The organism is Nonomuraea sp. NPDC059023, from assembly GCF_042740095.1.
Lineage (GTDB): Bacteria > Actinomycetota > Actinomycetes > Streptosporangiales > Streptosporangiaceae > Nonomuraea.
Genome location: NZ_JBHYIO010000008.1, coordinates 251,040 through 275,158 on the forward strand (window position 1 = coordinate 251,040; position 24,119 = coordinate 275,158).

Here is a 24,119-nt window from a genome sequence, read left to right on the forward strand (position 1 = left end):
AACTGGAAACCCCGGACGGGACAAGCCTTGAGGATAGCAATTCGATCACCAGAATTCCCTATTTTTCAGGACTTTCGGGCATCCGTGGCGTCATCTTGCAGTAGTTTCAGGCGCAACATCGGTCACAGGGGAGATGCATGCGCCGTCGTCTCGCAGCGGCCGCGCTGGCACTCACCATCGCGGCGTGCTCGGCGCCCCCTCCTGAGGTACGGCAGGCGCCCCCCGGGGAAGCCGCCTTCGTCTACGCCCAGAACCTGGACGTCGTCACCGACTGGGACCCGGCGACCTCGTACTCCAACGAGATCATCGCCCTGCAGAACATCTACGAGACCCTGACCGTCTGGAACCCGGTCACCAAGAAGGCCGGCCCCCGCCTGGCCACCGCCTGGAACGCCAGCTCCGACGGCAAGACCTGGACGTTCACCCTGCGCCCTGGAGTGAAGTTCCACAGCGGCAGGCCCCTCGACGCCGCCGCGGTCAAGGCCGCCGTCGAGCGGACGATGAAGTCCGGCGCCGGCGCCTCCTACATCTGGGACGCGGTCGAGTCGATCCAGGCCCCGGGCCCGCTGACCGTGACCTTCCAGCTCAAGTACGCCGCCCCGCTGGACCTGACCGCCTCGGCCGCCTACGCCGCCTACATCTACGACACCGCCGCCGTCGGCCAGGTCAAGGACGGCAGGACCGACGCCGGCTCCGGCCCCTACACGATCGCGAGCTGGCGCAAGGGCGAGGAGAACGAGCTCACGCTCAAGGCCTTCGCCGGCTACTGGGGCGGATGGGACCGCCCGCACTACCGGACCGTCAAGTACCGCGTCGTGCCCGACCCGCGCCGCCGCTGGGAACTGCTCCAGAGAGGCGAGGTCAGCTTCGTCAACCGGCTCAGCCCCCGGCTGTACGCGCGGGCCACCAGAACGCCCGGCGTGCGGACCGCCTCCATGCCGTCACTGCAGACCGCGATGCTGCTGTTCAACACCGCCGACGGGCCGCTGCGCGACGTCCGGCTCCGCAAGGCGGTGCAGAAGGCGGTCGACTACCGGGGGCTGATCAGGGCGCTGGACGGCTCCGCCGTACCGGCGAGCGGGATCGTGCCGGAAGGGCTGCCGGGACATCAGCGCGGGCGGATACCCCGTCAGGACCTCGCCATGAGCGCGCAACTGCTGCAGCGGGCGGGCTACGGCCCCGGCGGCCGGCCGCTCAAGCTCACGCTCACCTACGCCGAGGGCGACGCCGACCAGGCCACGCTCGCCCGGCGGCTGACCGAGACGCTGCGCACGCTCAACGTCACGCTCGACGCCCGGCCGATGCCCTGGATCCCCCAGTGGGACCGGGGCAAGAAGCAGGGCCAGGACATCTTCGTCATGTACTGGTGGCCCGACTACGCCGACGGCTACTCGTGGTTCGGCAACGTCTTCCGCAGCCGCACCCCGCCGGTCTTCAACCTGACCTACCTCAAGGACCCCGCGGCCGACAGCATGATCGACATGCTGCCGGTGCTCAACGTGAGCGACCGCCCGGCCGCCCAGAAGAGCTTCAGGCAGCTCACCGGCAGGCTGCTGGACGAGCGGGCGGTGGCGGCCTTCCCCTGGGTGGTCAACTACCAGCGGGCCTACCTGGGCGCCGTCGCCGGGTACGACGACAACCCGGCCTACCCGGACGTGGTCTTCGTCTACGACCTGCGGCCGTCGGCCTGAGCGGACTCCGCTTCCACCCGTTCGCGCAGGCGCGTCCTGATCTCGTCGGGCGTGTAGGCGCGGCGGCGCCGCTCGTCCCGCGCGATCACCACTCCGGTCGCCGCGACTCCCGCGATTCCGGCAAGTCCGAGCCATTTCCACCAGCGCATGTGCTTAGGCTAACAATGTGCTGACTCTCGATGAGGCTGTGAACGTCACCAGGACGGGAGATCTGTGGATCTTCCGCGGGCGCTCGGTTCCCGACCGCGCCATCCAGACGATGACCAACAGCCCGGTCAACCATGTCGGGATGGCGATCGTGGCCGAGGACATGCCGCCGATGATGTGGCACGCGGAGCTGGGCAAGTCGCTGCTCGACCTGTGGTCGGGCACCCATCACCGCGGCGTGCAGCTGCACGACCTGCGCGACGCGGTGACGGTCTGGGCCGACCGCTACGGCCAGCGCGCCTGGCTGCGCCAGCTTGAGCCGCAGGCCACGCCCGAGATGGAGGACGCCGCCCTGCGCGCGGTGGCCAGGCTGGACGGCACGCCGTTCCCGTCCACCGCCCGCCTGGCCGGACGCTGGGCCCGCGGCCGCGTCCCCCAGCTGCGCGGCCGAGTCAAGGACCGCACGCTCGAAAGCGCCTACTGCGCCGAGGTGGTGGCGGTGACCTACGAGGAGATGGGCCTGCTGCCGGGCGGCAAGCGGCCCAACTGGTACGACCCGGGCCGCTTCTGGAGCGGCGACGAGCTCGACCTCATGCTCGGGCACAAGCTCGGCAACGAGATCACCGTCGGCGTCGAGCTCACCCGCTGAGCGCCCGCCGCAGCCGCCACGTGCCCAGGGCGAACAGCACGACGGCGAGGGCGCCGAGCACGGCGAGCTGCGGCAGCACGCCCGTGAGGCCGTCGCCGTGCCGGACGAGCCGGGCGAAGGCGTCGTAGCCCCACGCGTGCGGGGTGAAATAGGCGAGCGTCCGCATCGGCTCGGAGAACGACTCCAGCGGGATCGTCGCGCCGCCCAGCGTCGGCAGCCCGAGCCCGAGGACCATGGCCAGCGAGATCGGCGGCCCCGGCGTGCGGAACGCGGCGCCCAGCAGCATGCCCGCCCCGCCGCCGACCAGCGAGAAGACCAGCAGCACCGCCAGCGCCCCCGCCGGGTCGCCCCACGAGACCCCGAACAGCGCCATCGACCCCAGCATGATCAGCACCGCCTGGAACAGCGCGATCGTGATCCGCCCCGCCGCCTCGCCGGCGATGATCGTACGCAGCCGCGTGGGCCCGGCCGACAGCCGCGCGGTCACCCCGATCGCCCGCGACTCCACCAGCCCCAGCGCCGCGGTCAGCGAGGTCAGGAAGGTGAACATGAGCAGCAGGCCGGGCGCCGCGATCGCGTAGGCGTTCAGCCCCTCGGGGAACGGCGTCGTGCCCGCCGCGGTGACCCGGACCGGCAGTGACGGCTGCCCGCGCGCCGCCTCCTGGCGGACGATCGAGCGGATCCAGGTGCCGGTGTCGTGGCTCTTGACGTCGGTCGCCCGGACCAGGTGGTGAACCGTCCCGCCGCCGCTGTCGTAGGAGGCGGGGATGACCAGGCCCGCGTGCAGCCGCCCGCGTTCGACCGCCTCGCGCAGCGTGCCCTCGTCGCCCAGCCGTTCGACCGAGACCCGGCCGCCCGAGGCCAGGGCGCTCGCCAGCCGTTCCGACGGGGCGCCCGGCCCGGCCACGACGCCGAGCTTGAGCTGCTGGCCGCCGCCGTAGAGCTGGCCGAGTACCAGGATGAGCAGGAAGGGGGCGACGAGCACGAAGAAGATGTTGGTGCGGTCCTTGAACATCCGGCGCAGGTTGAGCCCGGCCATCAACGCGACCTTCACGGCGCCACCATCCTTCCGACACGGACGGCCGCCACGGGGAAGGTGAGCGCGGCGACCGCGAGCAGGACGGCCAGCGCGGGCAGGATCGAGGCGCCGCCCCGCAGCTCGGCCAGCCCTTCCAGGAACCAGTGATGAGGAGTGAACATGCTCAGCTCCGGCGCCACCGGGAAGAACGAGCCACCCAGCAGCCCGAGCACCGTTGCCGTCGCGGACTGCCAGTTGGCGGCCTGCTCGGCCGTACGGGCGAAGGAGGCCAGGGCGGTCATCAGGCCGGTCGCGGCCAGCACGCCCGCCGCGACCAGCGCGGCCACCCCGGCGAGCGGCCCCCAGCGCACGCCGAGCAGCAGGGTCGTCGCGGCCACCAGCAGCGCCATTCCGGCCAGGCCGACGATGACGCCGACCAGTAGCTTGGCCGTCAGGATCGAGGCGCGCGGCACCGGCATCGACAGCAGGCGGGCCAGCGTGCCGTTGCGGCGCTCCTCGAACAGGCCGGTGACGCTGAGCATCACCGCGAAGAACGCGAAGAACATCGCCGCGCCCGCCGCGTGGTAGGTGCGCGTGTCGAGCTCGCGGGTGCCGAGCGTCGCGTCCTGCGTCACCTGGACGTTCTGGCTGCCCGGCAGCGCGTACGACTCGGCCACCTCCCTGGCCACCTGGACGGCCAGCGGCGCGTCCACGCTGCCGACGACCTCGATCCCGGTGGGGGAGACCACGAAGACGGCGTCGAGCTCGTTCGTCTCGGCCAGCCGTCTGGCCTGCGCGGTGTCGGCTACGGGCTTGAGGTCCGGCAGGCCGGTGCGCTGGGTGAACTCGGCGGCCGACGGGCCCGCAACGCCGTACCGGCCGGGGGGCTGGGAGCCGCCGGACAGGGCCACGCCGAACACGAACGCCATGCCCAGCGGGAGCACCACCCCGAAGACCAGCAGCATGCTGTCGCGCGAGCGGCGGCGCAGGTCCTTGAGCAGGATACGCAGCATGTCAGTCCCTCAGCTCGCGGCCGGTCAGGCGCAGGAAGGCCGCTTCCAGGTCGGGTTCGCCCAGCTCGGCGGGGGTGCCCTCGGCCAGCAGGCGGCCGTGGTCGATGATGCCGACGCGGTCGCAGAGGCGCTGGGCCTCCTCCATGTAGTGCGTGGTGTACAGGACCGCGAGGCCCTCGCCGGTCATCCGCTGGACGCTGTCGAGGATGGCGTTGCGGCTCTGCGGGTCGACGCCGGCCGTGGGCTCGTCGAGGACGAGCAGGCTGGGGCGGTTGAGCAGGCCGACGGCGATGTTGAGGCGGCGCTGCATGCCGCCCGAGTACTTGGCGACCGCCTCGTCCGCCCGGTCGGACAGGCCGACCAGCCGCAGGATCTCGGCGGTTCTGGACTTGGCTTCGGCGCGGCGCATGCCGTACATGCCGCTGAAGAAGCGGAGGTTCTCCCGCGCGGTCAGGTCCGGATAGACGGCCAGCTCCTGCGGGACGTAGCCGACGCGCGCCTTGGGCGGCGCGCTCACGCTGCCCGCGTCAGGGGAGAGGATGCCGACGATCATGGAGATCGCCGTGCTCTTGCCCGCGCCGTTCGGCCCGAGCAGGCCGTAGGTCTCTCCTTCCCGTACGGCGAAGCCGAGGCCGTCCACGGCCACCAGATCGCGATAGCTCTTGCGCAGTCCCTCGACGGTTAACACCGCCATGACTAACCCCCGTTCCTCAGTGGTGTGTCCCTGATCACCGACCAGGTCAGCAGCAGCCCGAGCGCGAACGTGGCCAGCCCCATCACCAGCGTCAGCACCGGCCCGGACTGAATCCGGAAGCCGAACGAGAAGCCGCTCATCGGCACCCCGAACCGGGCGCCGACGGCGCTCAGCCCGAGCACGACCAGCCCGACGCCGACCGGGATGGTCAGCAGGCCGCCCGCCTGCCAGCGGTAGAAGCCGGCGCCCACGAACATGCCCGCGGTGATCCAGGCCATGAACTCCACGGTGTGCTCAAGGAAGACCAGCGGCACCTGCGTCACGTCGGTGAACAGGTGGGCCCGCTCCAGCGACTGAGGCCGCTCGATGATCATGTAGAGCATCCGTTCGACCAGGAATCCGGCGGTCATCAGCAGGGCCACGAACGGCGTGTAGAGCGCCGTGGTGATCGCCGCCATGAAGCCGAACTGCCGCCTGGTCTGCCCGCTGGCGATGAACAGCGGCAGGAACTGGCGCACCATCGCCACCCCGACGAACAGCACCACCCAGCGCGGCAGCTGACCGGCCTGCTCCCACACGCTCTGCGTGAGGTTGCCGAAGAAGTGGATGGCCAGGGTGATCCCGATCACCACGACCAGGTACGCGGCCCAGGCGAAGAAGGCGACCCACAGGTTGGCGGCCAGCAGCCGCGTGGGGAACCTCACTTGGGGCCTCCCGTCAGATGGATGAACAGCTCCTGCATGGCGATCGGCCCGAGCGCGAGCCCCGCCTCCGCGGCCTTGCGGCGGTGGGCGGCGTCGAGCTCGCCGTAGACCATCGCGGACTTCGTCGGCCCGAGCACCTTCTCGCCGAGGACGGTCAGCCCGGCCACGAACTCGTCCACGGCGGCGGCCGCCCCGGTGACGGCGTGGCCGCGGGCCAGCAGGCGCTCGGTCTCCTCGTGCACGATGAGGCGCCCGCGGTCGATGATGACGACCTCCTCGAACATCGGGCTGACCTCCTCGATGAGGTGGGTGGACAGGATGATCGTGCGCGGATGGGCCATGTAGTCGGCCAGCAGCGCGTCGTAGAAGGCCTGCCGGGAGGGCGCGTCCATGCCCAGATACGACTCGTCGAACATGGTCAGCGGCGCCCGCGAGGCCAGCCCGACCACCACGCCCATCGCCGAGCGCTGGCCCTTCGACATGGCCTTGACCCTCGTCTTCGGCCGCAGCCCGAACAGCTCCATCAGCTCCTTGGCGTAGGCGGCGTCCCAGGTGGGGCGGAGCCATTCGGCGAAGTAGAGCGCGTCGGCGGCGGTGCCGAGGTCGACGCTCTCGCCGGCGTCGCGGATCAGGCTGACGGCGCCGGTCACGGCGGGGTTCTCCCACACCGGGGCGCCGTCCAGCAGGACGGTGCCCGCCGACTGCCTGCGGAAGGCGGACAGCACCGACATCAGGCTCGTCTTGCCGGAGCCGTTACGGCCCAGCAGGCCGTAGATCTTGCCGCCCTCCAGCTCGAACGTCAGCCGGTCGAGCGCGGTGACCTCGCCATAGCGCAGCACCAGGTCCCGGGCTTCGATCCTCACATTTCCCCCTTGATCCGCTCGATCACGTCATCGAGGGAGATGCCGATGGCCTTGGCCTCCTTCACCATGGGGTCGACCACGTCGGTGAAGAAGCCCTCCCTCCGGCCGGCCCTCAGCGCGTCCCGGGCGTCCGGGCTGACGAACATGCCGATACCTCGCTTTTTGTAGAGCACGCCTTCGTCGACGAGCTGCTGGAACGCCTTGGCGGCGGTGGCCGGGTTGATCCGGTAGAAGGCGGCGTACTGGTTGGTCGACATCACCTGCTCGTCGCCCTTCAACGCCTCGCTGAGCACATCGGCTTTGATGCGCTCGGCGATCTGCCGGTAGATGGGGCTCCGGTCGTCGAACATGGACACCTGCTTCTGTGGTTCATTACTCCACTAACGAACCATAGAAGGCTTGCGGTTCCCGGTCAACGGAAGAGCCGCCAGAACCACCACGGCCACGAGCGCGAAACCCAGCGGGTAGCCGGTCACGCCCATCACCACGCCCAGGCCCAGGGCGCCCACGCCCATGCCGGCGTCGAAGGCGAGGTTCCACAGCGCGCTCACCCGCCCTGCCTCGCCGCGCTCGAACATCAGCGTCAGCGTCAGGTTCTGCGCCACCCCGAACCCGGCGCCGAACAACGCCATCCCCGCCACCACCGCCACCGGCTCCGCCGACCAGAACAGCAGGCCGATGCCCGCGGCCGCGGCCAGAACCGACGGGGCCAGCCAGCGCGCCCCCGCGTGGCGGCCCGCCCACCAGCGGGCGGCCGGGGTCAGGATCGACTGCGCAAGCAGCGCCGCCGAGGCGAGCTTCGGGGAGGTGGCCAGGGGCAGGAAGGTGATGGCCACGCCCGCGGCCAGCGCGACGGCGCCGAAGACGGCGATCGGCGCCGCCAGGCCGCCGCTCTTCTGGTGCTGCCGCGGGGCCGGCTTCAGGTCCGGTAGCCCCCTCGCCGCGGCCAGGCCCGCCAGCGGGACCAGGCCTGCCACGACGAAGATGGGCACGAAGCCCAGGTGGTCGCCGGCCCACAGGCCCAGGGGCAGGCCGATGATCGACGGGACGCCCACGGCGACGCCGTACAGGCCGAGGCCCTCGCTGCGGCGTTCGGCCGGGACCAGCTCGGCCACCAGCGCGGTGCCCGCCACCACGACGATGCCCAGGCCGGCGCCGCGGAGCAGGGAGATCGGCAGGACCAGTTCGTGGACCGGCAGGGCGAACGAGGGCGGGCCCAGGAGAAGCAGGCCGGCGGACAGGACGCGGCGGTAGCCGTACCGGCTGAGGAGCCAGGGGACGGCGAGCTCCAGCAGAACGGTGCCCAGCATGAGCGCGCCGGTGGCCAGGCCGGCCGACATGCCGTCGCCCAGATAGGCGGGGACGGCGGAGAACAGCAGGTAGAAGCCCAGGAGGCCGGTGGCTGAAGCGAGCATGAGGCGGTTCATGGGGGTGACGGTGCCAGCCTGGCCTTCTTCGCGGATCCGGCAGGATGCGTAAATGACTCTTTAGGCTGCGTACGTGTTCGTAGGCAGGGATGCGGAACTGGCGGCGCTCGCCGAGGCTTGGGCCCACACGCCCTCCGCCGTACTCGTCGTCGGTGAGGCGGGGATGGGGAAGACCCGGCTGGCCGCGGAGTTCGCCGGGCGGGTGGACGCCCGCGTGGTGACGGGCGGCGGGGACCCCGGTGGGCTGCCGTACTCGGTGTTCGTGCCGGTGCTGCGGCGGCTGGTCAGGGAGCACGGCGCGCCCTTCGGGCCCGGAGAGCTGGCTCGGTTGTTGCCCGAGCTGGGGGTGCCCGCCGTGGATCTCGGGCGGGCGCGGTTGTTCGAGGAGGCGCTGCAGGTCGTGGAGAGGGCCGGGCCGCTGGTGCTCGTCCTCGACGACCTCCACTGGGCTGATCAGGCCAGCCTTGATCTGCTCGCCTTTCTTCTGCGGAATCTGACCCGGGGCGGGGTGATGGTGGTCGCCACCTCGCGGACCGTCGTGCGGCTGCCTGAGATGCGGACGTTGTGGTTGCCGCCTTTGGGGCGGGATGAGGTGGCGCGGCTGGTCGGGTCACGGCCGGGGGCCGGGCTTGATGTGATCATGGCCAGGAGTGAGGGGAACCCGCTGTTCGCCGAGGCCCTCGCCGACTGTGGGACCGCTGTGCCGGACTCGCTGCGTGACGTGCTGCTGGGGGCGGCCGACAAGCTTCCCTCGCCCTGCCGTGAGGTGCTGCGGGTGGCCGCCGTGGCCGGGCGGCGGGTTGATCATCCGGTGTTGGTGGCGGCGGCCGGGGTGGGGGAGCTGGCGCTGGACGAGGCGTTGCGGCCTTTGGTGCGGGCGCGGTTGTTGCTGGTGGATGGTGACGGGTATCGGTTCCGGCATGCTTTGATACGGGACGCGGCGTACGACGAGTTGTTGCCCGGGGAGCGTAAGCGGCTGCATGCCCGGGTCGCCGCCGCTCTTGAGGCGATGTCCGGTGGGGCGGCTTCCGGGTCTGGGGCGGCTTCCGGGGCGGCTTCCGGGGCGGCTTCCGGGGCGGCGGAGCATTGGCGGGCGGCGGGGGAGCCGGAGCGGGCGTTCGCGGCGGCGGTGGCGGGACGGCGCTGGGACCTGGTGCTCGACCTGTGGCCCTCAGCCGAGCCCCCACCCGGCCTCGACCACGCCCGAGTCCTGGAGTTGGCCGCTCGCGACGCCCTGCACGCGGGCGAGGCCCGGCGAGCCGAGGACCTGACCACATCCGCTCTGTCCGAGGTCACCGGCACACGGCGGGCGCGCCTGCTGGAGCTCCGGGTGACCGTCCGCGATCAGCTCGGCGAAGACGGCCTGTCCGACCTTCACGAGGCGGTACGGCTGGCGCCCGACGACGCCCGCCTCCTCGGCGCCCTGGCCACCACCCTGGCCTGGAACGGCCAGGACACCGAGGCCAGAAGGCACGCCGAGCAGGCCCTCCGCCTGGGCGACACCCGCTCCCTCACCACCCTCGCCGCCCTGACCGCCCTGGATGGCGACCTGACCACCGCCACCACCCTCTACACCCAAGCCCGCACATCTTCCGCGCTGCCCTCCACACCTCCGGACGCCTCGCCCTCATCGCCGTCCTCGCCCTTCGAGTCCCCGTCCTCCGGGTCCTCCGGGTTCTTGGTCGCTGGGCGTGTCTCGGATGCCGGGGCGGGGGTGGTGGATGAGGATGGCGTGCTCATGGCCTACGCCAGCGAAGCGGACGTACTGGAAGCGGCCGGGGAGCACGCCAGGGCCGAGGCCGTGGCCAGGGCGGGGATCGAGCGGGCCGAGAAGGCCGGGATGGCCAGGTCGCGAGGGGCGCTGCTGGCCGCCAACCTCGCCGAGCCGCTGTCGTCGCTCGGCCGCTGGCGGGAGGCGCGCGAGGTGATCGGGGTCGCGCTGGCCCTGGACCCGCCGCCCATCTACCGCGCCTGGCTGCTCATGGTGCTGGGCACGGTCGCGGTCTGGGAGGGCGCGCTCGACGAGGCCGCCGCCGTTGTGGACGAGGCCCGGCCGCTGATGCTGGGGCGTTCGCGTGGGTACGACTCGTGCCTGGAACCCGATCTGCTCGAATGCCGCCTGGCCGAGGCGGCCGGGGACCGGCTCCGGGTGCGCCGCCTGGTCGGGCATGTGCTGGAGGCGCACGACCTGAGGCTCAGCCGACGGTACGCCTGGCCGTTGCTCGTGGTCGCGGCTCGGGCCGGGGCGCTGACCCGGGCGCCGGACGGCGTGGCCACGGTGGGACGGGTGCAGCGGGCGCACCGGGCGACGTTCGAGGCGGAGCTCGGGGGGTCGTGGGAGGAGGCCGTGGGCGCGTGGCGGTCGGTCGGCCAGCCGTACATGCTGGGGTGGGCTTTGCTGCGCGCCGCGCAGGACGGACAGTCGCGGAAGGCTCAGGGTGGGCGGGCGCGGACAGGGGAAGGGCCGCGGGAGGCTCAGGGCGGGTGGGCGCGGACGGACGAAGGGCTGCGGGAGGCGGGGGAGATCGCGGCGTGGCTGGGGGCGGGGCCGTTGCGGCGGGAGGTGGAGGCGTTCGCGGCGGCGGGGCGGGTGGATCTCGAGGGTGCGGGCCACGGGCTGACGGCGCGGGAACTGGAGGTGCTGGGGCTGGTGGCGGAGGGGTTGAGCAACCGGCAGATCGCGGAGCGGTTGTTCATCTCGGCACGTACGTCGGGGGTGCACGTCTCGAACATCATGGCCAAGCTGGCGGTGTCGTCACGGGTGGAGGCGGCGGCGGTGGCACGGCGCAGCGGATTGATCTGACATGCTCGGGTTTCGTGATTAATGTCGGGTTGGTTGGGGTGGGGAACTGCGCTTCCTCGCTGGTCCAGGGTGCGGTCTTCTATGACTGGCCGGATATTTCGTTCAGCGTGGCTTTTGATGTGAATCCGGCGAAGGTCGGGCTGGATCTCGCGGATGCCATCTGGGTGGCGCCCAACAACGCCCGTGCCTTCGCGGAGGTGCCGCCGACCGGGGTGATGGTCGCCGAGGGGCTGCTCGCCGGGGAAGCGGTGGCCGGGGTGCCCGACGCGCGTGGCGAGGCCGTTCTGGATGATGTCGTCGCGGCGTTGCGTGGTACCGACGTGCTCGTCAACTTCCTCCCGGTCGGCGCGCAACACACCACCGAGCTGTACGCGCAGGCGGCGCTGCTGGCCGGATGCGCCTTCGTCAACTGCATGCCCTCCGTGATCGCCCGCGACCCCGCCTGGGCCGAACGGTTCCGCGCTGCCGGTCTTCCGCTGATCGGCGACGATCTGAAGAGCTCGTTCGGCGCCACGCTCGTACACCGTGCGCTCGTCGACGCGCTGACCTCCGGTGGTGTGGCGCTCCACGACGCCTACCAACTGCTCGGTGGGGGCAACGCCGACTTCCTCAACCTCCAGGACCCGGCCCGGCTGTCCGGCAAACGCGCGACGAAGGTGACGGGCGCGGGGGCGTCCACGCATGTCTCGGCCGCGTACATCCCGTTCCTGGAGGATCGCAAGGTCGCCTACATCCGGCTTGAGGGGGAGGGGTTCGGCGGGTCGCCGGTGGAGGTGGAGGTGCGGATGACCGTGGAGGACTCACCCAGCGCCGCGGGCAACGTCCTTGAGGCGGTACGGCAGGCCAAGTCAGCCCTCGACACCGGAACAGGCGGCGTCCTACCCACCACCCTCATGAAGTCCTGACCAGCGTAAACACCCCAACGCAATCAAGGACCCGCCCCTCCTGACGGTCCGCCGGGGGTGGGGAGGAGGCGGGTCAGGAGGTTGCGGGTGGTCAGGCCGTAGCGGGTCTTGGGGATCAGGAGGCGGGAGACCATCGTGACGTGGCGCCGGCGGGGGTCGGCCAGGGTGCGGTGGCGGTGTTCGTAGCGGGTCAGGGCGGTGGTGGTGCCGGCTGCCAGTTCCTCCGCCAGCGTGTATGCGGCCGACATGGCCAAGGTGGATCCGTCGCCGAACAGGGACACCGATGACGCGGCGTCGCCCACCAGCGTCACCCGTCCCGCCGTCCAGGTGTCCAGGCGGACCCGGCTGACCGCGTCGAAGAACAGGTCGTCCTTGGCAGCCACGTGTTCCATCAGTTCTGGCAGGCGCCAGGCGGGCTCGCGGTAGGCGGTGTACAGCAGGCGCCGGTGCTGTGCGGTGTCGCGGTGGTCGAAGCCGAGCAACGTGGGCGCGTGGAAGATGAAGGCCGCGACGGCCTCGCCGTTCGAGGGATGGAGGGTGGCGGAGCGGCCGGGGGCGTTGTACATGACGACCTCGCTTGGATCGGACACCCGCCCGGTGAAGGGGAGCGTCGCGACATAGAGCCCCAGATGCCGTACGAACCGGGATTCCGGGCCGAATGCCAGCCGCCGCACGTTGGAGTGCAGGCCGTCGGCGCCCACCACCAGGTCGAACCGCCGCCGCGTGCCGCCGTCGAACTCGACGTCCACGCCGCCGCCGTCCTGCGTGAGGCTCGCGATCGAGTCGCCGTAGACGAACTCGGCGTGGTCGCGTGCGGCCTCCGTCAAAGTCCCGGCGAGGTCGGTACGGCGCAGCTCGACCTCCCCACCACCCGGCCGCCCAACGCGCATGCCACCCACGCGCCGACCGGCGGCGTCCACGAACGACACCCTGTTCACGCGGGTGGCGGCCTCCCGCAGCCGGGGCAGCACGCCCATCCGCTCGGCCACCTCGACCGCCTGCCCCCGGACGTCCACCGGGCTGCCGCTCGAACGCTGTCCCGCCGACCGCTCGACGACGGTGGCGTTCATGCCGTGCCGCGCCAGCCAGTACGCCAGCGTGGAGCCCGCGATGCCCGCCCCTGAGATGAGGATGTTCATGATGGTCCTTCCTGACCATTGGTCAGTTGCGACCATAGCCCCCTGACCAATGGTCAGGCAAGAGGTAGGATGCGCGGTGTGATCGACACCAGGGACAGGATCCTCGCCGCCGCCGGGGAGCTGTTCGCGCGCCAGGGCAGTCAGAACACCTCGGTCCGGGAGATCGCCGAGGCGCTGGGGCTGACCAAGACCGCCGTTCTGTACCACTTCCGCACCAAGGCCGACATCCTCGCCACTCTCGCCCAGCCGCTCATCGACGACACCGACGCGGCCGTTGAGCGGGTGGCGCGGGAGGGCGGCGGCGGGTGGGGGACGGTCGAGACGCTGCTGGAGGTGTACCTGCGGCACCGGGACGTGCTGAGCACCATCGTCGCCAACATGCCGGCGCTGCCGCCGGAGGTGTTCGAGCGGTGGTTCACGGTGATGAACCGCGCCAACGAGATGGTCGCAGGCCCCAGCCCCGACCTGGGCGAACGGGTGCGCGCCATCCAGGTGGTGGCCCTGCTCAGCGACCCGGTGATCCTGCTCGCCGACGTACCGACGGACGAACTACGCCACCACATCCTGAACGGCGCTCGCCGCCTCCTCACCGACCCCCCGGAACTTCCCGCCTCATCAGAACTCCCCGCAGAAGCGGAACCCCCCGGAAACACCGGCCTTTCGCCCGGAGGGCGGCGACCTGCGGCCGGAGGTGAGGGACTGTCAGCCGGTGGTGAGGGGTCTTTCGCGGGTGCGCGGGCGTCGGGCGCAGGCGAGGGGGCGTTGGCCGGAGGGGGTTCTGCGGGGGGTGGCGGGAAGGTGGGGGGTCGGCCTCGGAGTATGAGTGCGGAGATGATCGCCGAAGCCCGCCGCCTCCGCCGGAACGGCGACACCACCGTGTCGGAGATCGCCCGGATCCTGGGTGTCTCACGAGCCACCCTCTACCGCCACCTCTAGTTTTGAGACACAGCACGAAACCCGTTGCGCCTGGTTCGAGGCACGGGCAACGATGGAGCCCTTATGGTGACCGGTCAAGATCTTGAAATCGCGTGTGACGAGTCGGGGGCGGAGGGGGAGAACCTGACCGCCGCGATCACCGACGTGTTCGCGCATGCCAGCGTGTCGATGGAGATCGAGGCGGCCGACGACGTCATCCGCGTGCTCCGCGACCGCATCCGCTCACCCGCCACCGAGTACAAGGCCAACCACCTGCTGCGCGGCAAGCACCGGTCGGCCCTCGTCTGGCTCCTGGGCCCGTCCGGCCCCATCTACGGCACCGCCCGCGTCTACCTGGTGGAGAAACGCTTCTTCATCGTCAGCAGGATCGTCGACCTGCTGGACGACCCCTACAGCCCCAGCCTCGGCTTCTACCGTAGTTTTGAGACAGAGGTCCTCTACCGCACCGGCCCCGCCCTGGACGGCTGGACCGCGTTCCTGGAGTCCTTCAACGACGTCATGCGCGCCCGCGTACCGGCGCAGACCTTCTACGACCGGCTGAACGACCTGCGTGCCCCGGAACTGACCGGCCCGCTGGCCGCGACCCGCCGGAACATGGACGCCTTCCTGGCACGGCTGGCCGAGGACCCCCGCACGATCCCCGTCCTGGACCCCCTGATCCCCGCCATCATCCAGGCCGTCGTGGCCTGGAGCTCGTCGGGCCGCCCCGTCGAGGTCGTTCACGACCGGCAGACCACGCTGTCGGAGGAGCGGATCGTCGAGCTGAAGGGCGTCTTCAACGACCCCCGCCTGGCCTCCCGCGCCCGGCTGGCCGGTCTGCGCCTGACCGAGTCGCGGCTCGACGCGCGTATCCAGATCGCCGACTTCCTGGCCGGGGTGGCGAGGAAGATCGCCTCGGAGGAGCTGAACGGCCGCGGCGACGCCGAGCTGAACGACCTCCTGCGCCACTACGTCGACCCCGCCTCCCTCTGGGGGCACGAGGCCAGCTGGTCCCACCTGCACCCCTGACTCATTCCGACCGGCGTTGGTCACGCTCGGGTTACGGATCTCATCAAAGGTGGTCGAATCCGGCAAATCCCTTCAAAGTGGCGGGCGAGCTCTTTCCGCCCCTACGGGAGGTACGCGTGAAACGCGTCATCATGGTCTCCGCCGCGGCCTTACTTGTCGGTGCCGCCCTGTCGGCACCGGTACAGGCACAGCGGCAAGGACCAGAAGCCGAGTACGTGGTGCTCTACAAGGACGGCGCCACCGGCGCCCGCCAGGCCATCGAGGCAGCGGGCGGCGTCGTCGTCAAGGAGAACACCGCGGTCGGCCTGGCCACCGTCACGACCAGCCGCGCCGACTTCGCCGCCGCGCTGGCGTCGGACGGGGCGATCGAGGGTGTCGCCCGCAACCGCACGATCGGGCAGGCGCCGCCCAGCGCACGGGCCGCCGGTACGGCACGCCGTACCGACACGGTCGAAAAGGAAGGGCACGACGCCGGCCGCGGCAAGGCGGGCCCGACGGCCGGGAGGCCGAGGCCGGGCGCCGAGCCGCTGGCCGAGCTGCAGTGGGACATGAAGCAGATGAACGCGACCGCGGACGGTTCGCACCGGTACAACCAGGGCGGACGCGACGTGGTCGTGGCCATTCTGGACACCGGCGTGGACGGCACGCACCCGGACATCGCACCCAACTTCAGCAACGCGCTGAGCAGGAACTTCACCACCGACATCCCCGCCGACGCCAACGGCGCGCTGGTCGATGGGCCGTGCGCGGACGAGGCCGACGGTTCGTGCGAGGACGCGGCCAACGTGGACGAGAACGGCCACGGCACCCACGTGGCGTCCTCGATCGGCTCGCCGATCAACCGGCTGGGCATCGCGGGCGTGGCGCCCAAGGTGACGCTGGTCAACCTGCGGGCCGGCCAGGACTCCGGTTACTTCTTCCTGCAGCCCAGCGTGGACGCGCTGACGTACGCCGGCGATCACGGCATCGACGTGGTCAACATGAGCTACTACATCGACCCGTGGCTGTTCAACTGCACGGACAACGCCGCAGATTCCCCCGCGGACCGGGCCGAGCAGGCAGTGATCATCAAGGCGACGCAGCGGGCGCTCGACTACGCCCACCGGCGCGGCGTCACGCTGGTGGCGGCGGCGGGCAACCAGGCCGCCGACTACACCAAGCCCTACGTGGACACGAGCAGCCCCGACTTCGCCAGCGAGCCCGGCGAGGCGCCGTACGAGCGGACCATCCCGCCGAGCTGCATCTCCATGCCCGGCGAGGGACGCAACGTGATCAGCGTCTCGGCCACCGGCATCAGCAAGCGCAAGTCGTACTTCTCCAGCTTCGGCAACGGATTCGTCGACGTGTCCGCCCCAGGCGGCGACGTCTACGACACCGCGGCCAACACCCGCGACGTCACCAAGGCCACGCTGTCGGCCTACCCCGAGCAGCTCGCCAGGGACAACGGCGAGCTCAACCCCGACGGCTCGCCCAACGTCGACTACGTGGTCCGGGACTGCCAGCGCGGCACCTGCGCCTACTACCAGTACTTGCAGGGCACCTCGATGGCCTCCCCGCGCGCCGCGGGCGTCGCCGCGCTGATCGTCAGCAGGTACGGCCACCGCGACCCGAGGCACGGCGGCAAGACCCTGAACCCGAGCATCGTCGAATCCGTCCTCAAGGCCTCCGCGACCAGGACCTCGTGCCCGACGCCGCCGGCCTTCACCTACACCCGCCACCTGCCCAACGGCACCACCGTGACCGCCACGCACCTGTGCGAGGGCGGCCGGGCCCGTAACGGCTTCTACGGCTCCGGCATCGTCGACGCCCTGGACGCCGTCCGCTGAATCCCGCCAGGTGCGGCCGCCGGGCCGCACCTGGTCTCAGCCCGTGATCAGGAGATAGTCGATCTTCCCGGCGTCGTCGACCGAGATCTCCGCCTTGTACTGCTGCCCGGACGCGGACGCCTTGCCCTTCAGCGCGTCCGGCTTCACCTCGGTCAGCTCCGTCACCTTCAGCCCGGCCAGCGTCTTGGCGACCCGGTTGAACTCCTCCGGCGGGATCTCCTTGAGGAAGGCCGCGCTGAGGTGCTCCTTGAGCTCCTTGTCCGCGACCGGCGTCCGGTTCACGGCGTCCATGTACCAGCTCAGCTGCTTGCCCGCCGGACTGTCGGGAACGGCGACCGCCGTCCCGCCGTCGCCGCCACACCCCGCCGCCGCGATCGAGACGGCGGCCAGCACCGCGGCCAGCACCCTGACAGCTTTCACCAAGACTCCTCATGATCTCGCCGGACCGGGGGGAGATCATACCGTTCAGGCAGAATGAGGCGATGGAGGGAGCGGCCGGTGACCGTGCGGCAGGCCGTACTCGAAATCTGATGGAAGGCTCGGCCGGGAGCGGGCAATCACAGGTGTCCAGACTTCCCGGCAAGAGAGAACGCCGCATGACCCTGTCACTCGACGGCGCGGTCGCCGACCCCGAGCGATTCGCCACCGTCTTCGACGCGCACTACGAGGAGATACGCCGCTACGTCGGCCGCCGCCTCGACCTCGACATCGCCGAGGACCTCGCCGCGGAGACGTTTCTGATCGCCTTCCGCCGCCGCGACAGCTTCGACGCCGCCCAAGGCGGCATCAGACCTTGGCTGTACGGCATAGCCACCAACCTCATCGGCAAACACCGGCGGGCCGAGCTCCGGCGCTACCGCGCGCTGGCCAGATCCGGCCCGTCCCCCGGTGACGACGGCCACGAACAACGCGTCGTGGACCGGATCGCCGCCGGGGTGACCGTCCAGAAGCTCTCGGCCGCGCTGGCCGGGCTGTCGCGCGGGGAACGCGACGTGGTGCTGCTCGTCGCGTACGGCGAGCTGACCTATGACGAGGTGGCCGCGGCGCTCGGCGTCGCCAACGGCACCGTCGCCTCCCGGCTGAGCCGGGCCAGGAACAAGCTGCGTGACGCGTTGGGAGTTGAGGTGTGATGAAGGAGTTCCAGCTCATCGACGAGGTGATGCCGGACGTGCCGCCCGCCGACCCGGCCAGGGCGATGGCGCTCCGCGCGCGGATGCTCGGCGGCGCGCGACGCCGCGGCCTGCCGGCCTGGTCCAGGATGGCGCTCGCGGCCGCGGCGGTCGCCGTGGTGCTGACCGGCGGCTTCGTGGTGGCGCCCATGCTGGGCGGCCCCCGGATCGAGACGGCGGCGCGCGTACCGGATCCGGCCGCGGTGCTCGGCACGGCGGCCGACCGGCTGGCCGCGCGACCTCCCGGCGAGGGCGCCTGGTGGCGGCGGGACCTGCTGCGCCACTCGCGGACCAGGACCGCCGCCGGATACACCGTCGAGCACCGGATCGAGGAGGTGTTGTGGGTGAACAGGGAAGGACGCCGGCACACCGACCGCGGTCAGGTCACCACCAAACCGCTCACCCCCGCCGACGAACAGGCGTGGAAGGACGCCGGTTCGCCCGCGCTCTGCCAGGGCAGCGACGGCTGCGACATCGGCAGGACCTACTTCATCCCCTTGACCCTCACGCCCGTCACCAGTCTGCCCACCGAGGCCGGCGCGCTGAAGGCCGAGATGCTCAAGGAGTTCCCCGCCGACGGGGCCGACAGCCAGGAGAGCTGGCTCTGGGCCTCGGCCAAGTGGATGCTCCTCGACGCCGAGAGCACCCCGGGCACGAGGGCGGCGCTCTACCGGCTGCTCGCCGGGCTGCCGGGCTTCCGGGTCGCCGACGGGGTCACCGACGCCGAGGGCCGCGCCGGGGTGGCGGTGGAGTACGGCGAGCAGCGGATCATCATCGACCGGGAGACCGGTGAACTGCTGGCCGTACAGGATGAGATGACGTCGTACGTGGTCAGGCGGCTGGGCTGGACCGACGAGACGCCGCGGGACTAGGGCGTTCAGCGGACCCTGTCGTACACCATGGCCATCTCGCCGAGCGGGCCGGTCACCTGGTGGGTGAGCGTCCACTTGGTGGCCGGCAGGCCGTCCTCGAACAGGCGCTGCCCGCCGCCGACGATCTCGGGGAAGATCATGAGGTACAGCCGGTCGAGCAGGTCCGCCGCCAGCAGCGCCTTGATGATGGTGGGGCTGGTGTTGGCCAGGATCTCGCCCTCGCCGGTGGCCTTGAGCTCGGTGACGACGTCGGCGACGGGGGCGTTCACCAGGCGCGTGCGCTCCCACGGCGCTTCGGTCAGGGTGGTGGAGAAGACCACCTTCTCGGTGTTGACCAGCCACTTGGCGTAGCCGCGGTCACGCGGGTCGGCGTTGTCGTCCTCGGCGACCGTGGACCAGTAGCCGATGAAGCCTTCGGCGTTGACCCGGCCGAGCACCGCCGTCGTGGCGTTCTCCCAGATGAGGTTCATGTGGTCGCGGGCGACGTCGCTGGTCACGTACGGGGCGAACGCCCCGAAGTCGCCGGGCCCGCCGGCGCCGTGGTAGCGGCCGTCGAGGGTGAGGGAGATGTTCGCGGTCACCTTGCGGCTGGTCATTTCGTGCTCCTTGTGTCGGCGGCGATGGCCGCGGTCAGCTTGTCGAGGCTCTGGCCGAAGCCGATCTCGATGCCGGCGATGAAGTCGGCGGAGTCGACGGTGCTGTCGGTGATCCGCCAGTGGACGTCGAGTTCTGTGCCCGTGCCGGTGGGCCGGAGCCCGAGGTCGACGTGGGCGGTGAAGGCGGTTCCGCCGCCGGGTAGCAGCGGGGAGTTGCGGTAGGTGAGGCGCTCGCGGGGGCGTACCTCGCCGACGACTCCCTCGGCGCGTCCGACCACCAGGTCGGTGCCGTCGGTGTCCTCGACGTCGCGGTACTCGTGGATGATCCGGCCGCCCGGCCGCGCCTCGAAGACGAGCTCGGAGACGCGCAGGTCGTCGGGTGTCCACCAGTGGGCGAGCAGGGAGGTCTCGGTCAGATGACGCCAGACCAGCTCAGGTGGTCCGGGCAGCACGCGCTGGAACCGGAACGAGCGGCCGTCGGCCCAGCCCGCCTCGTCCGCCGCGAGCCGCTCCGCGTCGAGACTGCGCTCGTAGCGGTCGAAGGTCTCGCGGTGGCCGCCGCGTTGGTCCGCGGTCTCGGCCAGCCGGTTGATCGCGGCCGCCAGGTCCCGCAGGGGGCCCGGCTGAAGCGCGTAGACGCGGCGCTGGCCGGTGCGGTGGGAGGTGACGACGCCGGCGCGTTCCAGGGTCTGCAGATGTTTGGTCGTCTGCGGCTGGCGCGCGTCGGCGAGCTGGGCGAGGACGCCGACCGAGCGGGGCCGCTCGGCCAACAGGGTGACGAGCCGCCAGCGGGCCGGGTCGGCCAGTGCGGTGAGGAGTGCGTCCATGGCCTTGAGTATTCACCATGGCGAATATTCGTGTCAAGGAATAACTTCGAGCAGCCGGTGGTAGATCGGCTTCGTCCCGAGCTGCGGCTCGTGGTGCCCGGACAGGATCGACCCGCTGGTCACCCCGGCCGCCGTGACCAGCGTCCCGCGTACGTGGTAGTCGGGGTGCACGCCGTCGTCGCTCGTCCGGCGCTCGAACTCCACCGTGAGCTCGTCCCCCCGCCGCACCGGCACGACGGAGTCGAACACCGGCAGGTACACCGGCATCCAGTTCGTCCTGTCCCGCAGCGAGTCCACCCGCCTGGCGCCCGCGCCCGCCTCCAGCCCGATCCAGCACAACAACCCGTCCACGGCCCCGTCGCGCTCGATCGTCAGGCTCACGCGCGAGGTGTCCTCCAGCGGTGCGGACCCGTCGAACCGGAGCCTCTCCACCACCCCGGCCGTCGACAGCAGGACCTCCGGCCCCGGATCGGCCACCGAAAGCCGCACGTCGAAGGGCCGCTCATAAAGATCGAAGATCTTCCTGAGGTACGGCAGCGCCTTCCGCGAAAAGGCCGGGCCATCGGGAAACAGCTCCCGCGACGACACCGCCCCGGCCAAGGTGTCACAGGCGGCGGGCACGACCACGCCGTCGTGGGTGAGCAGGCGCGCGTGCGCGTCGCTCATGGCCGCGAGCATGCCCTCCGAGCTCGCGATCGACCCGATGAGCTCGGCCACGCACACCTCCGCCCGCTCCGCCGGTCGCACGTCGAAGGAGGTGCCGTGCACGACCTCGATGATGTCGGCGTACGGCGAGGCCGCCCCCCTCCTTGCCGCCATGGCGTGGCTCTCCCCGTTGGCCTCGATCGCGTACACGTGCTTGGCCCCGTGACCGGCGGCTTCCAGGGCCCAGTTGAGGTCGCGGCCGGTCCCGATGTCGATGACCCGGCGGCCCGGCGCCACCGCCCGGAGCGCGTGGCCGAGGGCGGCGTTCCTGAGGTGGTCGTGGGTCATGACGTAGTACAGGATCCGGTCGTAGAAGGGATATTCGCCGATGGACGGCCAGAGGACGGGGCTGTCGCTGACCGCGATGCCGACCGATCCACCCTGCCAGGTGTAGATGTCACGCGTCATGGTCGTCAGCCTTGTCCGGGGACTCTGGGGCGCCGCCGTACGCGCGAAGGACGCCGGGAGGGATGTCGGTGTCGGAGACGGGGACGGCGACCAGCGCGAGCGCGCCGTTCTTGGCGTGTTCGGCGGCCTTCTCCAGCGCGGGGTCGAGGTCGCCGGTCGTCCGGCAGCGGGTGCTCCAGCCGCCGAGCGCGCGGATGACCGCCTCGTAGGGCGGCTCGCCGCCGGCGAACCGGGTGATGCGGGTGTCGGATCCGGCCAGGGCGCGGACGTAGCGTGGCCAGCCGAAGCCGCCGTTCTCGAAGACGAGGAAGACGATTCCGCGCCCTTGCTCGGCGGCGACCGGCAGCGCGTTCATGCTCATCGTCATCGCGCCGTCGCCGCAGATCACGACGGTGGGCAGCGACGGCTCGGCGAGCGCGGCGCCCAGTGACGCGGCGACGCCGAAGCCCATCATGGTCTGCTCGCCCGGCGCCACCACCTTGGCCCGCTCGGACAGCGACAGCAGGGGGTAGTGGTAGCTCCACATGTCGTGCAGACCGTTCTCCTGGACGAGCACGAGGTCGCGCCCGAACCTGGACCGGACCGCGCGCAGGGCCGACGCGGCGAAGGAGCCGGCGTGGGGGAGTTCGGTCTTCACCGCGGCGACGCGCTCGGACCAGGCCGGCGACGGGTGCGCCGTGAGGCCGTCGGCGAGCAGGCGCGCGGTGAGCGCGGCGTCGCCGGCCAGCGCGATCTCGGGGCGGACGGCGAGGTCGAAGGCGTCGGGATCGGCGTCCACGTGGATCAGGCGCTGCCCGGACAGGCTCCACCCCGTGCGTACGGTCTCCTCCAGGCGGGTGCCCAATGCCAGGATCACATCGGCGTCGTCGAGCAGCCCGGCGGCGGGAGCGGCGGCGTAGAGCCCGGCGAGTCCGCAGTAGCGCGGGTGGTCCTCGTCGAGCACGCCCCGCCCGGCGGCGGTGGCGAACACGGCCGCGCCCCAGGTCTCGGCCAGCGCCCGCAGCGGAGCGCCCGCGCCGGCCGCCTTCGCGCCGCCGCCCGCGATGATCACCGGCGCGGTGGCCGTCGCCATCACGTCCAGCGCCCGGCCGAGATCGTCCCCGGCGGGAGCCGAGCGCAGCCGTCGTGGGGGAGCGGTCGGCGCGGCGTTTCGCGGTGGCTCGCCCTGGAGTGCCTCCTCGGCCAGCTCGACGACCACGACCCCGGGCGCGCCGTTGATCGCACGGTGCACGGCCTGCCGCAGGGCCCAGTCCAGCTGGTCCACGTCCTCGGCCAGCACGTACCACTTGGCCACGGCGGCGCTGACCGCACGCTGGTCCACCTGCTGGAAGCCGCCCCTGCCCAGACCGGCCCGGGGGATCCGCGTGGTCACCACGACGACGGGCGCGTGCAGCGACGCCGCCTCCAGCAGGCCCGCCAGGGCGTTGGGCAGCGAAGGGCCGGAGTTGGTCGCGAGGACGGCCGGGCCGCCGGACACCAGCGCGTGCCCAGCCGCCAGGCAGGCGCCCGCCCGCTGGTCGCGCACCGGCACCACCTTGAGCCCGGGTACGGCGAGGGCGGCGTCGAGCAGAGCGGGTTCGTCGGAGGGCACGCCGGTCACCAGATCGCATCCGGCGTGCGCGAGGGTCGTGGCGATGTGGCGCCACATGGCCGTCCCGGGCTCAGCCGACGGCATGCGCACCGCCGTCCACGTGCAGGATCTCCCCGGTCGTTGCGGGGAACCAGTCGGAGAACAACGCCACGCAGGCCCGTGCCACGGGATCGGCGTCGGCCTCCCAGCCCAGCGGGGCCCTGGCCTGCCATTTGGCGTAGAAGTCGTCGCCGGGCTGCTTGTCGAACTCCGCGGCCGCCACGGTCCTGATCGGGCCCGCCGCGACCAGGTTCACCCGGATGCCCTGGGGGCCGAGGTAGTACGCGAGGTAGCGGGCGCAGGATTCGAGCCCGCTCTTGGCCACGCCCATCCAGTCGTACTCGGACCAGCTCACCGAGGAGTCGAAGTCGAGCCCGACGATCGACGAGCCCGGCTTGCGCAGCAGGGGCAGGAGCGCGATCGACAGGCTGTGGAGCGAGTAGGTCGAGGTCCGCAGCGTGGTGGCGACGTCCGGCCACGTGGTGGTGGTGAAGTTGCCGCCCAGAGCGGCGGGCGGCGCGTAGGCGATCGAGTGGAGCACGCCGTCGAGCTCGCCGAGATGCTCGCCGACGCGGTCGGCGAGGTCGGCGAGTTGTTCGGGGTCGGTGACGTCGAGGCCGACGACCGGCGCCGGACCCGGCAGCCGGCGCACGAGGCGCTCGACGAGGCTTGCCCGGGGAAAGGCCGTGAGAACGACTTCCGCGCCATTCTCCAGTGCCAGCCTGGCCACGTGGAATGCGATGGACGAGGGGGTGAGAACACCCGTGATGAGCAGTCGTTTTCCGGTCAGTATCCCGTTCAACCCCGGGCCGCCATCGCCTGCTCGATGTGGTCGATCAGGTCCTCGACCGTCACTATTTTCGGCATCTCCGCGTCCGTGATCTCGACCGCGAACTTGTCCTCGACCGCCACCCCGATCTCGACCATAGACAGCGAGTCGATATCGAGGTCATCGACGATGGATTTCTTCGGCGATACATCTGCCGCTTGCATTCCTGTTACTTCCTGGATGATGGCGCTGACCTCGCCGTATATGTCTTCGCGAGTTTCAGTCATTACCCAGCCTCTCGATGGAAGTTACGCCGAATG

At 71.2% G+C, this 24,119-nt stretch carries 25 protein-coding genes; 9 read left to right on the top strand and 16 right to left on the bottom strand.

Features of this window, described 5'->3' with window-relative positions; genetic code table 11:
• Nucleotides 1-137 precede the first annotated feature (137 nt).
• Nucleotides 138-1,691 carry an ABC transporter substrate-binding protein gene (locus tag ACFWYW_RS16770; protein WP_379610304.1) on the top strand — a complete coding sequence of 518 codons (1,554 nt, stop codon included), beginning with the start codon at nt 138-140 and terminating at the stop codon, nt 1,689-1,691.
• Here ACFWYW_RS16770 and ACFWYW_RS16775 read toward each other — a convergent pair.
• A complete protein-coding gene (locus tag ACFWYW_RS16775; protein ID WP_379610303.1) occupies nt 1,667-1,840 on the bottom strand; it encodes a hypothetical protein in 174 nt (57 codons plus the stop codon). The two genes, ACFWYW_RS16770 and ACFWYW_RS16775, sit on opposite strands and share 25 nt — an antisense overlap.
• A 20-nt stretch (nt 1,841-1,860) precedes the next feature.
• On the opposite strand from ACFWYW_RS16775, the gene ACFWYW_RS16780 reads away from it, so the two are divergent.
• Nucleotides 1,861-2,487, top strand: coding sequence for a hypothetical protein (locus tag ACFWYW_RS16780; RefSeq protein ID WP_379610463.1), 627 nt, complete (start codon nt 1,861-1,863; stop codon nt 2,485-2,487).
• Here the strand turns inward: ACFWYW_RS16780 and ACFWYW_RS16785 are convergent.
• From ACFWYW_RS16785 to ACFWYW_RS16815, 7 genes are read right to left on the bottom strand one after another with little or no spacing between them, the layout of a single operon-like run.
• On the bottom strand, nt 2,477-3,541 hold the full coding sequence (locus tag ACFWYW_RS16785) for an ABC transporter permease (RefSeq protein WP_379610302.1): 1,065 nt from the start codon (nt 3,539-3,541) through the stop codon (nt 2,477-2,479). The two genes, ACFWYW_RS16780 and ACFWYW_RS16785, sit on opposite strands and share 11 nt — an antisense overlap.
• Nucleotides 3,538-4,518, bottom strand: coding sequence for an ABC transporter permease subunit (locus ACFWYW_RS16790; RefSeq protein WP_379610300.1), 981 nt, complete (start codon nt 4,516-4,518; stop codon nt 3,538-3,540). The genes ACFWYW_RS16785 and ACFWYW_RS16790 overlap by 4 nt, the downstream gene beginning before the upstream one ends.
• A 1-nt stretch (nt 4,519) precedes the next feature.
• Nucleotides 4,520-5,212: an ABC transporter ATP-binding protein gene (locus ACFWYW_RS16795; RefSeq protein ID WP_379610299.1), complete on the bottom strand. Its 693-nt coding sequence runs from the start codon at nt 5,210-5,212 to the stop codon at nt 4,520-4,522.
• 2 nt (nt 5,213-5,214) lie between these two features.
• A complete protein-coding gene (locus tag ACFWYW_RS16800) occupies nt 5,215-5,916 on the bottom strand; it encodes a hypothetical protein (RefSeq protein ID WP_379610297.1) in 702 nt (233 codons plus the stop codon).
• Nucleotides 5,913-6,779, bottom strand: coding sequence for an ATP-binding cassette domain-containing protein (locus ACFWYW_RS16805; protein WP_379610296.1), 867 nt, complete (start codon nt 6,777-6,779; stop codon nt 5,913-5,915). The genes ACFWYW_RS16800 and ACFWYW_RS16805 overlap by 4 nt, the downstream gene beginning before the upstream one ends.
• Nucleotides 6,776-7,129 carry a GntR family transcriptional regulator gene (locus tag ACFWYW_RS16810; RefSeq protein ID WP_379610295.1) on the bottom strand — a complete coding sequence of 118 codons (354 nt, stop codon included), beginning with the start codon at nt 7,127-7,129 and terminating at the stop codon, nt 6,776-6,778. Before ACFWYW_RS16810 ends, ACFWYW_RS16805 begins: the two co-directional genes overlap by 4 nt.
• Before the next feature lie 30 nt (nt 7,130-7,159).
• Nucleotides 7,160-8,206, bottom strand: coding sequence for an MFS transporter (locus ACFWYW_RS16815; RefSeq protein WP_379610294.1), 1,047 nt, complete (start codon nt 8,204-8,206; stop codon nt 7,160-7,162).
• A gap of 73 nt (nt 8,207-8,279) precedes the next feature.
• Between ACFWYW_RS16815 and ACFWYW_RS16820 the strand changes: the two genes are divergently transcribed.
• Nucleotides 8,280-11,009: an AAA family ATPase gene (locus tag ACFWYW_RS16820; protein ID WP_379610293.1), complete on the top strand. Its 2,730-nt coding sequence runs from the start codon at nt 8,280-8,282 to the stop codon at nt 11,007-11,009.
• Between the two features lie 107 nt (nt 11,010-11,116).
• Entirely contained in the window at nt 11,117-11,914 is a 798-nt protein-coding gene (locus ACFWYW_RS16825) for an inositol-3-phosphate synthase (protein ID WP_379610291.1), read from the top strand.
• 23 nt (nt 11,915-11,937) lie between these two features.
• Here the strand turns inward: ACFWYW_RS16825 and ACFWYW_RS16830 are convergent, their stop codons facing one another.
• On the bottom strand, nt 11,938-13,053 hold the full coding sequence (locus tag ACFWYW_RS16830; protein WP_379610290.1) for an FAD-dependent monooxygenase: 1,116 nt from the start codon (nt 13,051-13,053) through the stop codon (nt 11,938-11,940).
• A 78-nt stretch (nt 13,054-13,131) separates the two neighbouring features.
• Between ACFWYW_RS16830 and ACFWYW_RS16835 the strand changes: the two genes are divergently transcribed.
• The 3 genes from ACFWYW_RS16835 (at nt 13,132) to ACFWYW_RS16845 (ending at nt 16,823) form a co-directional block, all read left to right on the top strand.
• A complete protein-coding gene (locus tag ACFWYW_RS16835) occupies nt 13,132-13,989 on the top strand; it encodes a TetR family transcriptional regulator (RefSeq protein ID WP_379610288.1) in 858 nt (285 codons plus the stop codon).
• A gap of 63 nt (nt 13,990-14,052) precedes the next feature.
• A complete protein-coding gene (locus tag ACFWYW_RS16840; RefSeq protein ID WP_379610287.1) occupies nt 14,053-14,997 on the top strand; it encodes a hypothetical protein in 945 nt (314 codons plus the stop codon).
• 116 nt (nt 14,998-15,113) lie between these two features.
• Nucleotides 15,114-16,823 carry a S8 family serine peptidase gene (locus ACFWYW_RS16845; RefSeq protein ID WP_379610286.1) on the top strand — a complete coding sequence of 570 codons (1,710 nt, stop codon included), beginning with the start codon at nt 15,114-15,116 and terminating at the stop codon, nt 16,821-16,823.
• Between the two features lie 36 nt (nt 16,824-16,859).
• On the opposite strand, the gene ACFWYW_RS16850 is transcribed toward ACFWYW_RS16845, so the two are convergent.
• A complete protein-coding gene (locus tag ACFWYW_RS16850) occupies nt 16,860-17,243 on the bottom strand; it encodes a Cpe/LpqF family protein (RefSeq protein ID WP_379610285.1) in 384 nt (127 codons plus the stop codon).
• 176 nt (nt 17,244-17,419) lie between these two features.
• Between ACFWYW_RS16850 and ACFWYW_RS16855 the strand changes: the two genes are divergently transcribed.
• Nucleotides 17,420-17,953 carry an RNA polymerase sigma factor gene (locus ACFWYW_RS16855; protein ID WP_379610284.1) on the top strand — a complete coding sequence of 178 codons (534 nt, stop codon included), beginning with the start codon at nt 17,420-17,422 and terminating at the stop codon, nt 17,951-17,953.
• Nucleotides 17,953-18,864: a CU044_5270 family protein gene (locus tag ACFWYW_RS16860; protein WP_379610462.1), complete on the top strand. Its 912-nt coding sequence runs from the start codon at nt 17,953-17,955 to the stop codon at nt 18,862-18,864. The genes ACFWYW_RS16855 and ACFWYW_RS16860 overlap by 1 nt, the downstream gene beginning before the upstream one ends.
• A gap of 5 nt (nt 18,865-18,869) precedes the next feature.
• Here the strand turns inward: ACFWYW_RS16860 and ACFWYW_RS16865 are convergent, their stop codons facing one another.
• The 6 genes from ACFWYW_RS16865 to ACFWYW_RS16890 are packed head-to-tail and all read right to left on the bottom strand — an operon-like array spanning nt 18,870 to nt 24,086.
• Complete coding sequence (locus ACFWYW_RS16865) at nt 18,870-19,460, bottom strand: dihydrofolate reductase family protein (protein ID WP_379610283.1); 591 nt, start codon at nt 19,458-19,460, stop codon at nt 18,870-18,872.
• Nucleotides 19,457-20,287 (bottom strand): metalloregulator ArsR/SmtB family transcription factor, encoded by an 831-nt coding sequence (locus ACFWYW_RS16870; protein ID WP_379610282.1) that lies wholly within the window; start codon nt 20,285-20,287, stop codon nt 19,457-19,459. Before ACFWYW_RS16870 ends, ACFWYW_RS16865 begins: the two co-directional genes overlap by 4 nt.
• Nucleotides 20,288-20,320: 33 nt before the next feature.
• Nucleotides 20,321-21,400, bottom strand: coding sequence for a hypothetical protein (locus ACFWYW_RS16875; RefSeq protein WP_379610281.1), 1,080 nt, complete (start codon nt 21,398-21,400; stop codon nt 20,321-20,323).
• Nucleotides 21,390-23,075 carry a thiamine pyrophosphate-binding protein gene (locus ACFWYW_RS16880; protein ID WP_379610280.1) on the bottom strand — a complete coding sequence of 562 codons (1,686 nt, stop codon included), beginning with the start codon at nt 23,073-23,075 and terminating at the stop codon, nt 21,390-21,392. Before ACFWYW_RS16880 ends, ACFWYW_RS16875 begins: the two co-directional genes overlap by 11 nt.
• Nucleotides 23,062-23,832 carry an enoyl-ACP reductase FabI gene (gene fabI, locus ACFWYW_RS16885; protein WP_379610279.1) on the bottom strand — a complete coding sequence of 257 codons (771 nt, stop codon included), beginning with the start codon at nt 23,830-23,832 and terminating at the stop codon, nt 23,062-23,064. Before fabI ends, ACFWYW_RS16880 begins: the two co-directional genes overlap by 14 nt.
• Complete coding sequence (locus ACFWYW_RS16890; protein WP_379610278.1) at nt 23,829-24,086, bottom strand: acyl carrier protein; 258 nt, start codon at nt 24,084-24,086, stop codon at nt 23,829-23,831. The genes fabI and ACFWYW_RS16890 overlap by 4 nt, the downstream gene beginning before the upstream one ends.
• Between the last annotated feature and the right edge of the window lie 33 nt (nt 24,087-24,119).

Coding starts and splice junctions, on each gene's coding strand:
- ACFWYW_RS16830 (WP_379610290.1), bottom strand. CDS start 13,053: ATGAACATCCTCATCTCAGGGGCGGGCATCGCGGGCTCCACGCTGGCG.
- ACFWYW_RS16810 (WP_379610295.1), bottom strand. CDS start 7,129: ATGTTCGACGACCGGAGCCCCATCTACCGGCAGATCGCCGAGCGCATC.
- ACFWYW_RS16855 (WP_379610284.1), top strand. CDS start 17,420: ATGACCCTGTCACTCGACGGCGCGGTCGCCGACCCCGAGCGATTCGCC.
- ACFWYW_RS16870 (WP_379610282.1), bottom strand. CDS start 20,287: ATGGACGCACTCCTCACCGCACTGGCCGACCCGGCCCGCTGGCGGCTC.
- ACFWYW_RS16795 (WP_379610299.1), bottom strand. CDS start 5,212: ATGGCGGTGTTAACCGTCGAGGGACTGCGCAAGAGCTATCGCGATCTG.
- ACFWYW_RS16815 (WP_379610294.1), bottom strand. CDS start 8,206: ATGAACCGCCTCATGCTCGCTTCAGCCACCGGCCTCCTGGGCTTCTAC.
- ACFWYW_RS16865 (WP_379610283.1), bottom strand. CDS start 19,460: ATGACCAGCCGCAAGGTGACCGCGAACATCTCCCTCACCCTCGACGGC.
- ACFWYW_RS16875 (WP_379610281.1), bottom strand. CDS start 21,400: ATGACGCGTGACATCTACACCTGGCAGGGTGGATCGGTCGGCATCGCG.
- ACFWYW_RS16770 (WP_379610304.1), top strand. CDS start 138: ATGCGCCGTCGTCTCGCAGCGGCCGCGCTGGCACTCACCATCGCGGCG.
- ACFWYW_RS16840 (WP_379610287.1), top strand. CDS start 14,053: ATGGTGACCGGTCAAGATCTTGAAATCGCGTGTGACGAGTCGGGGGCG.
- ACFWYW_RS16860 (WP_379610462.1), top strand. CDS start 17,953: ATGAAGGAGTTCCAGCTCATCGACGAGGTGATGCCGGACGTGCCGCCC.
- ACFWYW_RS16890 (WP_379610278.1), bottom strand. CDS start 24,086: ATGACTGAAACTCGCGAAGACATATACGGCGAGGTCAGCGCCATCATC.
- ACFWYW_RS16775 (WP_379610303.1), bottom strand. CDS start 1,840: ATGCGCTGGTGGAAATGGCTCGGACTTGCCGGAATCGCGGGAGTCGCG.
- ACFWYW_RS16880 (WP_379610280.1), bottom strand. CDS start 23,075: ATGCCGTCGGCTGAGCCCGGGACGGCCATGTGGCGCCACATCGCCACG.
- ACFWYW_RS16790 (WP_379610300.1), bottom strand. CDS start 4,518: ATGCTGCGTATCCTGCTCAAGGACCTGCGCCGCCGCTCGCGCGACAGC.